This window comes from Clostridium intestinale, assembly GCF_035905475.1.
In the GTDB taxonomy this organism is placed as follows: Bacteria; Bacillota; Clostridia; order Clostridiales; family Clostridiaceae; genus Clostridium_T; species Clostridium_T intestinale.
On the sequence record NZ_CP121166.1, the window covers coordinates 2,323,661 to 2,335,836 of the forward strand.

The following is a 12,176-nucleotide window of genomic DNA, read 5'->3' on the forward strand; positions in this document are numbered from 1 at the left end:
TTTATCCCTCCATTAACTTTCTAGCTTTTAAACTAGTCTTGTCCTCAGTAAAATAGTGTTTAGTTTTTTCTACAAAATACTTTCCACTAAAGTTACCCAAACCTACAATCTCTATAACATTTCCTGAAGCTACATTGGTATTTAATCGTATAGATAGTGAAGCAGTAATTTCATTTTTATTATGGAAATTTAATAAATTCATAGAATATCTTTCTGCTTCTGCATGATTCATCACTCTAACTTTAGGCTTTAATATAGGTCCTTGTGGAGCATTTACTGGTTTATATTCATAACTGATAATACTATCTTTATAGACATCTGAAACTAAACAGGATGAATATATACCACTAGATAGATTTTTAAATTCATAGTTAGCTGGAAGATCCGCTTCAGTTAATTTTAAAACTGGTTCTGATTTTTCTAATATATTCTCACTATAAATTATAGCTTTATTATCACTTACTTTTAACCTATATCCCTCCAATATACATCTCATATTCAAGAGATCTAGACTATTTTGATTAATCTGTTCTACTCTCTCATATATCCAGTCAGTATTAAGATTATAGGTAGCCAACTCCAAATCTAAATCCTTAATTAGATCTTTAGCTAACTTACTAAAACTAATATTTTCCCAAGTTGCATTTTTAGGAGTTTTTGCTTTTAAAGGAGTAGATATAGCTTTTAGCCTATACAATCCTTTTTTCATATATATTTCATCCAAATACATTACCCCACTTGAAAAATTATCATTTTTTATAATAATTTTATTATTCTTGCTAGGGTTCCATTGTCTCCAGAGTTTATTTTCATCATTGAATATTAACTCTAAACTATCTGCTATGCCACCTGCACTATCTTCTATAGCTGCATAATTTATATTTATATCACTTGTAATATCAACATTTTCATATATTATATTCATATATTAGCTCCTCTTCCATGGCGGTAATGTTGATGTGTTTTGTTTTTCAATAATTGGTATCTTTAATTCTATATCTGCATCAAATATCAATGTTTTTATATAATCCTTATTAGCATTCATAAGTTCAGTTACATAAAATTCACTATCATAAAAATCAAGAGCGATACTATCCCAAGTATCACCCTCTAAAGTTTTATATACATAGTAATTATCCATCAAATCTCACCCTATCTTCTTCCTGGAAGTATCTTTCTATATATGCTTTCCACTTTTCATAATCATCCTCTAATAGCTGTTTAGTCTCCTGAGGATTATTAGAATTAATTTGAGGAGAGTATATAAAAGTATTTCCTCCACCTCCTGAAGGACTTCCTTCTGGCTTCTCTGCTTTCTTATTAAATAGTGAAATAGACCTAGGCTTTTTAGCTTCTAATGGAGCAGGTGCATCTAATATATTTGGTACTTTAATATCTAAAATATTAGATGTATCTTTAGACTTTTCTTCTCTTGATAACCCCATCATTTGTGTAACCTTTTTAAGTAAATCTATTGATTTAAATGGAGTTTTCTCTGATATAGTAGATGTATTTCCTGTACTTGCTTCTCCATTTGTAAATCCTATCATTTGAGCCGCCTTTTGTAGTAAAGCTATTGATCTAGGATGTTTATATTTTAATGGGATAGCCATTTCTGGACCAGCTTCTCCAAAGATTGAAGGTCCTGTTGCTATTCCCCCCTTTGCAAACGCAGGTATTTTAGCTATACTAAAGCCTAATTCACGCCCTCCAACTAGTGGTACCCAATCAGGGACTTTAATATTTAAAGAATTAACTGCATCAATCATTTTATTAAGCCCACCAATAACCCAGTTTACAACTCCTTTAAATCCACTCCCTATTCCTTCAAATACTTGGTTAAACCAACTTGCTATCCCTTGAAAGAATGGAACTACGTTATTTTGCCATACGCTAACTAGCGAAGCACTTATTGTCTCCCAGTTTTGATAAAGCAAATATACTATTCCAATTAATGCAACTATAGCTACAATAACTAATCCAATTGGGGAAGTTAAAAATGCTATAGCTGCTCCAAAAGCCCATGTAAGTCCTGTAGCTATTCCACAAATAACATTCCAAGCTCCAGTTGCTACTGTCATAGCTGTAGTTGCTACAGCATTAGCTATTTTAGCGGCTGTATTGGCCACAAAACTAGCTGTTCCACTTATTATTGCAATAGTTCCAGGTATTAATGTACCTGTTAAAAATGCATAAGCTGTACTTAATGCTGCTGATGCTGTTGTTTGTGCCCATGTCGCAGCTGTCATAGTTCCAGTTGCTACTGCATTTGCAACTTTCGCAGCTGTGTTAGCTATAAAACTAGCTGTTCCACTTACTATAGCAATAGTTCCAGGTATCAATGTACCTGTTAAAAATCCATGAGCTGCACTTAATGCACTTGTTGCTGTTGTCTGCGCCCATGTTGCAGCCGTTTTTATTCCCATTGCTACAGCATCTTTTGCATACAAACCCATTAGATATAATGTTTCTATTTTATCTTTTGATTTAGCTATTGATAATAGTATATATTGATTTTTTAATGTTCCTAGTGCTTTAGATAATACTCCAATAGTTTGTATTGCTGAAGCTATCCCACTCAATGCCTTCCATCCAATAAACCCAATTGCTATTTTATCAATAGTACTAATTATCTGTGGTCCATTATCTATAACCTTTTGTCCAAACTCTATAACCTTAGGTACTATTTCCTCAACCTTTTTAAGTCCATTACTTGCTAAGTTGGATAATTGCTTTTGAAGTTCTTCAAACTTACCGCTTTCCTGAAGCTCTGAAAACTTATCAGCTAATTGAGAAACTTTTTGTTTAGCTATATCAAAAGCACTATTGGGTATAATTTCACCATTTTTTGATATACCAGCTATTGTAGCTAGGCCTGATGAAATAGTTCCTTGAATATTAGACATAATACCTTTCCATGATTTAGATTGTATATCCATAGAACCTTTATATCTATCTTCCATGAGGCTCATTAATGCTTCATTAAATTTTTGCTGATTAGTAATCTGCCCTTTATTATTTACTATTTCAATGCCTTGCATCTTCTTATTTGCCTGTTCAATTATCATGTTTTTTGTTATACCAAATTCTTTTAATCTTTCAAGTTCTCCAGTCTGGGCATCTGCTATAGCTTCTACTGCTTGATCCATACTTTTACCCATTGCTGATGCCATATCCCCGATTATAGGGAGTGTTTTTTGAGCTTCTACCCCATAACTTTGAAGTTTTACAGTTGCTTCTACTATTTCATCTGTTTCAAAAGGAGTTTTATTAGCAAAATCTACAGCCCAAGCAAATATTTCACCCGCCTTTTGTTGGTCTTTCATAACAACATTAAGCGTATTCTTGTATTGCTCTAAATTGGCTGCTTGATCTAACATTGCTTTACCGCCTAATATTGCTGCTCCACTCAATGCTCCACCTACTACGCTTATTGTCTTAGCAATATTGCCTACACTAGAAATCTTATTTCCTAATATCTCTGCTGAGTTGCTAATACTAGAATTGGTTTTTTCTATGATACCTGCAGCTTTACTGGCATATTCTCCAGCGTTAGCGAAAGCCTTTTGTAAACTAGGGTTTATTTTGCCTCCTATGACTATATTAGTTTCAAAATTCTTAGCCATGGACTCCCCCCTCTACCTCTTACTATGCTTTTCATATTCTTTATTTTGTCTATCTGCCTCATTTGCTAAATCTTCATAATACTCTATTAAATCAACAAGAGACATGTCCATACAGTCTTTTCTGCTGTTCGATGTCTCTAAAGTAATTTGAGTTACTATTGTTCGGAGGTATTCTTTTGTTGGGAATCCACCGAATCTACCATGAAAAAATCCCTTACACAACCTGTTGCTCTCATATAGTCTTTATATTTCAATCTTTTTATATCTTCATAGTCTAATCCTGAAGCTTCTGCAAATATATGAGCTTGCATTATAGGATCTAATTCCTGAACTGTTGGGACATACCCCTTTTTCTGTAGTGCCTTCATTGCATTCTCTACAGCTCCTCCACTTAATTCTTCAAGATCATAGGTTATTTCATTTACTACTTCTCCATTTATTTCTACTGGTTTTCCTAATTTTAATATACTCATTTTAATCCCTCCAATAATTAAAGCAGCCCTTATAGAGCTGCATTCACATTTTTCAATAAGTTAACGCCGTTAACTTCAAATATTCCATTAAATTTATCTATATTAATTACTGTCTTTCCATTTACTATTCTCTTATATGAAAAAACTTCATAGTCAAAGGTTCCATCTTGTGGTGAACCCGGTTCAAGTTTTCCCTCATCAAACTTCTTATTAATACATTTAATAAATGCTTTATGAGAATTAACTCCTACACTTACGTTATTAGTGTCAAACACATCTGTAACCCATCTAATTTCTACATCTTTTAATGCTACTAAAATTGGTAGTTGGTCATTTGTAGCTCTAACATTTATAGTTAACCCCATAGATCCTGGTTGATAAAGACTTGGAAAGTCTACTTCTCCAACTATTCCAGCACCCTTAATTGTATCCGTTAAATATTCTATTGAAGGTAATTGCACTCCCGTTGAATCACATATTTTTGTTGCTGCTGTTCCTTTTCTTTCATACACATTATAATTAATTACTTTATTAACTACATTCAATTATCACACCTCCTATAATGTGTCAATGCCTTGACTTGTGTACTGTATTCTATTCGTTAAGCTCTTTCCAGGTGGAGTATTAGTTACTGCTGTATCAAAAGTAAAATCTCCACTCATTATATCCTCATTTGTGTTATTCTTAGCAAGAAAATTAAACTTTCCATATAATAACTTACCATCTGCAACTAAAGCATTTAGTTTACTTTGTTCTGTGTGGATTAATGCGTCTACATCATTTCTACTCATAGGCGTATCTACTATATCCGTATTTCTTAATTGGAAGTCATTCAGTAAATATAAATTCATCCTTATATTTGAATCAAACATGTCTTCCACCTTTATAGATGTTCCATACTTAAAATTCGCCATATGTGGACCCCAAAGAACATACTTACCACCATTATATATAGCTGTAGTTATACCCTTTTCATTTAACTTATTACCGTTCGTTAGGTTAATTCTAATCATCTTATCACTTGCTATTGTTGATACTATATCAAGTTGCTTATTTGATGGAGTTTCATAAGGGACGCCATCTCCTATATAATCTGTCTGCATCATTCTAACAATAGTTAAAATAGACATAAACACATCTCTTGTTCCCATTCTTCCCTTTGGCCAGCACACTTTATTTCTTACCGAAATGTATCCTTTAGCTTCTTTCCATGCTATAGCCTTATCTATTGTTTCCTCTTCTGGGTCTATATCAGTAACACATATAGCCTCCCATCTTCCCCCTATTTTCGTACAAGAAGAAGTTAACGCTTTTTCTACTTCCTGAATATGATTAAACCCTGGAGCTGAAAGTATTGCAGGAATAACATTTAATTCTTCATACAAAGTATCTATACACTTCAACCCTGTTAATGTATCCTCATTTTGGTTGTAAGTTCCTATAATGTCTGTTGCTACAACCTTACTAGTGTCAATCTTAATGTAACTAACTTGTACTGGCGACGTTAACCCATTGCCAATACTTTCAACCAATGCCTTTCCATCCCCTGAATAGGAAACCTTATAATGTGTTCCTGCTGTTTTCCCATCTATCTCAATAGAATCTAAAATCACATCATCCTCTAAGGCTCCAATTCCATTTATTAATATTAATGATTTAGTAGTTTCCTCTGTTGCTTTATGCTTATTAGGATCTAGTACATTTATAACTACTATAGGACCTATTGGATTTATCGAATTACTAAAATGTGCATACACTACACCAGATAAGGTAAATTCCATAAAATCATCGTTAGGATTATATCCTAACTTTTTGTAAGCATCTTCTAAGCCAGAAATAAGCAAAGGCTTATTTAAATATTCATCCCACTCTGAAAGTCTATGAATCGGAGCGGTTCCAACATAAACAGGTATATTGGACCCTGAGGTTATACTAATCGAACTAGGTATTAAATCACTATAAATACCATGTTTATAACTCATATCTACACCACCTTATAAATATTTTTCTATATCATTATTCTCATAAACTAAAGAAGGAGTCACAACTTTAAATGTTATCCACCCATGCCAAAAGGGATAGTTTTGTTCTTCATACAATCCCCATTTAACAGGCTTTTCCACTGTCGTAACTCCCTCTATATTTATATTTCTTGAAAGTTCTGTCCTAATTATTGAGATTAAATTTAATGTATCTTTGTATCCTTTAGTATTGGGTTTAAGTTGCCCATTTATAGTTTCCCCTACGTCATAAGTGGCAACCCCAATCCTAATGTTTAGGTAAGCTTCTCCATCATCATCTTCTCCCCCATCTTCCATTACTAAAAGCCCTGGTACATCATAACCAAACTCATCTAAATAGTTTTTTGGAGGTATCCAACCTATATAAACAGCTGGCGGAACTAATTGAATTGTATCATCTATAGTTCCCTCTTCTGGTGGCTTCTCTAATTTTATCTTAGTAGCTACATTCTTAATTAGAAATGTCCTTATTGCCTCTAGTATAAGATTATCATTCACCTATTTACCTCCTTTTTTTGAAGCTGCTTTATTTAATCTCCATTCTATCTCATGATTTATTCTTTCTTGAAGTTTCTTTTGAGCAGCTTCTTGTATATTATTTAATATCTTTTCATTTGCTATCATCTGAGGAACAGATAAAGATCTTAGTTTGATAACAGGAAATCTTTTAGACCCTTTCCTCATGTAAATATCTGACTCACTTCCATATATCTTTTGTACAAAAGCTTTAGGATTAGTTTTTATAACCTTATACCCTTCAGCTTTTTTAATCCTTACATTAACAGCTTTAGGCTTCTTACTGTAGTTTCTCGGAGTATGTTGAAAGTTCCCTAGTGAAATAGTTGGTCCAGTACTAGATATATAAGCATAAAGAGAGTTTCCCCTTGCTCTAACCTTTTTCAAAGTACCTTTAACAGTTTTATTTTTCACTGTATATTCCTTTGTTACCTCTTTTACAGTCTTTGTATTAGTAAAATCTATAGTTCTATTAATAGCACTTGTAGTTGCTCCAGGAATTTGTTTTGAAATACTTTGTAAATCAACTCTTATTGAGCTTAAACCTTTAGTATCTATATAAAGATTAGCTGACATAATACTAATTCGTACTCCTCTTTAATATAATTTCATACATTCCTGAATCAATTCTTACATCAAAGACTTTACAAGGAATATTGTCATACATCTGTACTTCGTCTACTTTTGGTGCTTTTCCATAGTCCTCAGAAGTAACATAATAAAGGATGTCACCTACCATGACACCCTCATACTCTATCTTTGACCTATTCATTAGTTGATTATTGTCTACAACTATATTCAAGAGCCTTCCATTTATATTGTGCTTCTCTGAAAATTCATTATTATTGAAAAACACTTTTGAATCTTCAACTAAACACTCTTTAAAACTTTTCATTCTTATGCTCCAGGATATCCAGTATCAGGACCAGAGCTTTCTCCACCCTTATCTGAATTTCCATCATTACTCTTTGTATCTTTGCTATCAGTTTGAGTAGCTTTTACTTCTTTTGTATATTCTGCAAACCCTCTATCAACTAATCTCTGCTCTTCATCTTTAGTTAAGTCTAAAATTTCATCTGGCTCATACCCTTTAAGATTACCTTTTTTATCACGAGTACTTAATTTTATTAAGGCTTTTATTGACACTATAACCCCTCCTTATAGAACTGTAGAAACATACCAGCTATCTACTTCCTGAGGTGCTGGTAATGGTCTACTTTGCACTGCTAAATATCTAGCTGCTGGGTCTTTTTCTATCCAGGTATCAGCAATTTTATCACTTATAAATGATCTGAATTTAGTAGGAGAACTATCATCTGTTATAGTTAATTCACCATAGTAAATAGCACTCTTTGCATTAGTTGATCCAAGTAAGCAAGTCCCATTTGGCACTATTGGAAGCTCTACTGGAACTTCTGGGTTTGTCCAATCGTCAATATACCATTCATTATAAATATATATTGGCATATTGTATTTTAAAATCATACCTCCATATATTACATTCTCAGTTAATTGACTAGGTTTAATTGTTGCCAGTTCAACATTACCACTATATTGATTTGTATAACCAAGTGCTATAATTCTTTTAATAAATGCATTATGTGCATCTGCTGACATTAAGCAAACATTAGGCGTATGGTAACCATTTTTTTGGCACTTTACTACCCATCTATCAATATCAGCAAGTGGATCTGATGCATTAGAATCCCATTTAGCTCCATCAATCAGTGCTTCTTTATTAGTGAATCCAAAATCTATTGTATAATTCACGCCCTCACCAATTACAGGAATTTTGCCAGTTAACATTGCTTGTGAAGCCATCCATTCCTCTCTTCTAATTAGAGAATCATTAAACTCTGTCAATTTATCTGTTAATAAAGCTAAAGCTCTTTCTTCTCTTGAATATCCTCCATAAAGATTTTCGCCAGGTAATCTTACTGATAAACTCTCAATAGTTGTTACATCTTTAGGTTTTAATAGTGGTGTTTCAAAAGTATTAGTTTTATAACCTATTTTCTCCATAACTTTTGCAGTTGATTTAGGGTTAACAAAAGGAGCAATTCTTCTCTTTCCTTTATAAAAATCAACATCAATTTTTGTACCCGTAACTGGCACACGTCTTTTGAAGAAAGTATCTCTAAAGAAACCTCCACTTGATGGTAGTAATCTAACTACTTCGTCTAATACTCTTGGATCATAAATACTTATTGGCATTCTTTTATCCCCCTCTTATTGTCTTTGTGCACTAGTCAAATATATTGATTTATCTGCTAGTATATCTTTATTGTTATCTACTGTTGAAGCTCCACCGAACCTCATAGCATTTGAATTAAAATATCCTGTTCTATAACCGATGCTTTCTACTGTTGTAGATGCATCTGTTTTTATATTTTCTGAGGCAATTACTATAACATCCGTAGCTATTACAGCAGCTGAAGCCTTTTTATACTTTCCTGATGCCTTTATAAGAACATCGCCTCTTAAAATATCTTGTGAAGAATCAATTGTTATCGGTTCTGTGACTAAACAATAATCTCCTGCTATAAGATTGTCATATTTAAGCGAATCTAATTGTGACATACTATTTCCCTCCTCTTCCTAATGTTTTGCTTGCTGTATTTTTTACAAAATTTAAAATACCAGCTTCTTCATCTATATCTTCATCAGATGTCGAACCTGGTACTTCATTAACGTTTTGAGCATCAATTAATGTATTTTTTATAAAGGTTGATGTAGTATTTATTAATTTACCTTCTTGCATTGCTTTAAACAATACACTTTCAGCTGTTACTCCATCTTTATATTTTTCTTCATTTAAAAATACTGGATCTACTTTTCCATTTAAAATATCAAAAGCTTTAATTCTTTCCCTTTCTGCTTTAATACCTTCTGTATTCCCTGAATTATACACTTCATTATGTATATCAGGATGTTGGTTTTTAAAATCTACTGAATTTTTAATAGACATTTTTTCTCCTCCATTTTCTATAATTTCTGGTTGCTTACTTTTATTTTCAAAATCAATAAGGGTTTTAAGTGCTTTATTTGCACTATTCACTATAGCCAGCCTATTATATGCTAAATTCATTACCTTTGTAGTGTCTGTATTTTCTTGATAAAGAACAGAATCCGCAAAACCTTCTTTTACTGCTACATCTGCGCTCATCCATGTTTCTTTATCCATCATTGATGATATATCATCTCTGGACCTTTTTGTTTTACTCTCATATGCATTTATTATAGTTTCCTTTACCATATCTAACACTTCTGCTGTCTTTCTTAAATCCCTAGAATCTCCCTCGACTCCTGTAAGTGGATTATGAATCATCATAATCCCAAGTGGTGACATTAATATTTCATCCGCTGCCATGGCTATTAGCGAAGCGGCTGACATGGCTTTAGTAACTTTAGCTGTAACTTTGCCCGTATGTTCTTTTAGAGCATTGTATATTCCTGCTGACGCTAATACATCTCCCCCATTACTGTCTATCCATAGTGTTATTTCTTGCCCCTTATAATTGTTAAGTTCATTTCTAAACTTATTAGGCTCAGTTGCCTTTATTCCATACCACTCATAAATCCAACTTTCATCACTACTTATTATTTCACCTTCAATCCTTAACTCAACTTTATTATCTTCAGTTTGATTTTTAATGAAGTTCCAAAACTTAGACATTTATATTCTCACCTCCTTTCAAAGTTGTATTATCCTCAATTAATCCTGCATCTTTCATTTTATTTTGCTCCCTTTTCGCTTGCTGAATGTTTTTATCAAAGTTCCCCCCATTTATCTCCATGGTTTCTTGCTCTCTTGTAGATATACCATTATTTATTCTTTTCTCAGCTGCATTAATTTCTTTAAGTGGATCTATTTGTCCTGGAGCTGGTCCATTCCACTCTGCCTCACACCAAGCTTTTTTTATTACAGGATCATCAAAGAAACCAGGTGCTTTTATTCTGCCCATTGCTATTGCTTGAGATAACCATTCTTCATATATTGGTTGGCAAAAGTCACTAGAAATCCATGTCCTTCTCATTCTAAACATTTTCCAAGCTTCTAATAATGCCGCTCTAGCTGCTGAATAACTAGACTGAAACGCCTTTTGTAGTAACTCCTGTGGTATTTCAAGAGCAGCTCCTACATATCTAGTTAATGAACTAACGAAACCATCAAAATTAGCATTTGGTCTTGCGGGATTAGCAATCTCTACCGACTCTCCAGGAGCAAGTACATTCACAGCACCAGGAGCCATCTCATAAGAATAGTCACTAGAATCTACTTTGTCATCATCACTCATCATACTTCCTAAAGGATTATCTCCACTTGAACCCTCACTTTTTATGAAAATTGTAAACATCCCCGATATTACAGCTGCCATTAATTCCGCTTCTGTATATCTAGTAATTTGTTTAAGAGGTTCTATTACAGCTGCTAAGAATGGAACTCCTCTTCTTTGCTCTGGTCTTTCTGACTCCATAAGATGTAATATGTTTCTTCTTCCTGTAAGTTTTCCAAAGGCTTCAACCCTAGTCCACTTAATAGTTTCTGCATTACCCATTAAATAAAAGCTTTGAGGATATCTATTAGATACATGATATGCAACTACTCCGCCCTCAGAATCTATCTCAACACCTGAAACAATTCTATTTCCATTGCTACCTTTTCCTTCTATAGCAAATAATCCATTACTAGTAACATTATTTAAACTATTTGGAGTACTAACTCTATCAGCTTCAATTAAATGTATCCTCAATCCATAAGGCATATACGGCAAAGGATTAGTTTGCTTTAGTAATGCAAATACATCGCCTGATTGCATCCAAGATAATTGAGCTAATTGTTGTTGCTCATAAAAATTATTTAATCTACATGAATCACAATGAACTGAAGAAGCCCATAAATCAAATTCTCTTTCAGCATTCTGTTCCCACTCGTCCGCCTCTTCCTCTGTTAATCCCAAAAACTTAAAATCTATTCTCGACTTTAACCTTAACCCTGAACCAATTACATTAGTTCTTGTTGTATGAATTGCGGATCTACCTAGTGGAGAATTATATAAATCTCTACATCTATTCCTCAAAATAAATAAATTTAAATCTATATCTTCTTCTGGGCTACTGCTTAAAGAATTCCATCCTTTCATAGACTTCTTTTTTGTACTTGCTCCACTTTCTGAGTAACCTGTATTCATAAACTTTTTTACCACTGTAGCTTGTGCTCTTGCAACTTCACGTTTTAATCCTGCCTGAGGGTTTATATAGCTTATTGCTTTATCTATAATATTCAAAAAATATCACCTCTTAATAATCTCTAGGGATTATCCCAAAAACTTTATTTCTACCTTTCCCACTTGCCTTAGATTGCTCTATTCTAAATTCTCTTTCTAAATACTCAATCATTTCCTTTATGTGCGATAAGTTTGCTCTTGTTAGCTGCTTCTCACCTATTTGATATGATTGAGCCCCTCCTAATATAGCTTCTTCAGCTTGATAATACATATCTAACCTTTGTTTTAATCTTTCTAATCTTGTCAACTCGG

The 12,176-nt window shown here is 33.2% G+C and carries 15 protein-coding genes; all 15 read right to left on the reverse strand.

Annotation, left to right across the window (positions count from 1 at the left end):
- Position 1: 1 nt before the first annotated feature.
- Positions 2-925 carry a phage late control D family protein gene (locus tag P8F83_RS12090; protein ID WP_326514781.1) on the reverse strand — a complete coding sequence of 308 codons (924 nt, stop codon included), beginning with the start codon at positions 923-925 and terminating at the stop codon, positions 2-4.
- A gap of 3 nt (positions 926-928) precedes the next feature.
- Complete coding sequence (locus P8F83_RS12095) at positions 929-1,141, reverse strand: tail protein X (RefSeq protein ID WP_326514782.1); 213 nt, start codon at positions 1,139-1,141, stop codon at positions 929-931.
- Positions 1,134-3,626 (reverse strand): tape measure protein, encoded by a 2,493-nt coding sequence (locus P8F83_RS12100; protein ID WP_326514783.1) that lies wholly within the window; start codon positions 3,624-3,626, stop codon positions 1,134-1,136. The genes P8F83_RS12095 and P8F83_RS12100 overlap by 8 nt, the downstream gene beginning before the upstream one ends.
- 155 nt (positions 3,627-3,781) lie before the next feature.
- Entirely contained in the window at positions 3,782-4,099 is a 318-nt protein-coding gene (locus tag P8F83_RS12105) for a phage tail assembly protein (protein ID WP_326514784.1), read from the reverse strand.
- Positions 4,100-4,128: 29 nt separating this feature from the next.
- Entirely contained in the window at positions 4,129-4,644 is a 516-nt protein-coding gene (locus P8F83_RS12110; protein ID WP_326514785.1) for a phage major tail tube protein, read from the reverse strand.
- Between the two features lie 12 nt (positions 4,645-4,656).
- A complete protein-coding gene (locus P8F83_RS12115; protein WP_326514786.1) occupies positions 4,657-6,081 on the reverse strand; it encodes a phage tail sheath family protein in 1,425 nt (474 codons plus the stop codon).
- 12 nt (positions 6,082-6,093) lie between these two features.
- Positions 6,094-6,618 (reverse strand): hypothetical protein, encoded by a 525-nt coding sequence (locus P8F83_RS12120; RefSeq protein ID WP_326514787.1) that lies wholly within the window; start codon positions 6,616-6,618, stop codon positions 6,094-6,096.
- Complete coding sequence (locus P8F83_RS12125; RefSeq protein ID WP_326514788.1) at positions 6,619-7,212, reverse strand: phage tail protein; 594 nt, start codon at positions 7,210-7,212, stop codon at positions 6,619-6,621.
- 4 nt (positions 7,213-7,216) lie between these two features.
- Positions 7,217-7,531 carry a hypothetical protein gene (locus P8F83_RS12130; protein WP_326514789.1) on the reverse strand — a complete coding sequence of 105 codons (315 nt, stop codon included), beginning with the start codon at positions 7,529-7,531 and terminating at the stop codon, positions 7,217-7,219.
- A gap of 2 nt (positions 7,532-7,533) precedes the next feature.
- The gene (locus tag P8F83_RS12135) at positions 7,534-7,782 is read right to left on the reverse strand and encodes a hypothetical protein (RefSeq protein ID WP_326514790.1); all 249 of its coding nucleotides are present in this window, start codon (positions 7,780-7,782) and stop codon (positions 7,534-7,536) included.
- 12 nt (positions 7,783-7,794) lie between these two features.
- Positions 7,795-8,850, reverse strand: a complete 1,056-nt coding sequence (locus P8F83_RS12140) for a major capsid protein (RefSeq protein WP_326514791.1) — start codon at positions 8,848-8,850, stop codon at positions 7,795-7,797.
- A gap of 15 nt (positions 8,851-8,865) precedes the next feature.
- Positions 8,866-9,216, reverse strand: coding sequence for a hypothetical protein (locus tag P8F83_RS12145; RefSeq protein ID WP_326514792.1), 351 nt, complete (start codon positions 9,214-9,216; stop codon positions 8,866-8,868).
- 1 nt (position 9,217) lies between these two features.
- Entirely contained in the window at positions 9,218-10,312 is a 1,095-nt protein-coding gene (locus P8F83_RS12150) for a head maturation protease, ClpP-related (protein ID WP_326514793.1), read from the reverse strand.
- Positions 10,305-11,924: a phage portal protein gene (locus P8F83_RS12155; RefSeq protein ID WP_326514794.1), complete on the reverse strand. Its 1,620-nt coding sequence runs from the start codon at positions 11,922-11,924 to the stop codon at positions 10,305-10,307. The genes P8F83_RS12150 and P8F83_RS12155 overlap by 8 nt, the downstream gene beginning before the upstream one ends.
- Before the next feature lie 13 nt (positions 11,925-11,937).
- On the reverse strand, positions 11,938-12,171 hold the full coding sequence (locus tag P8F83_RS12160) for a DUF6148 family protein (protein ID WP_326514795.1): 234 nt from the start codon (positions 12,169-12,171) through the stop codon (positions 11,938-11,940).
- Positions 12,172-12,176 lie beyond the last annotated feature (5 nt).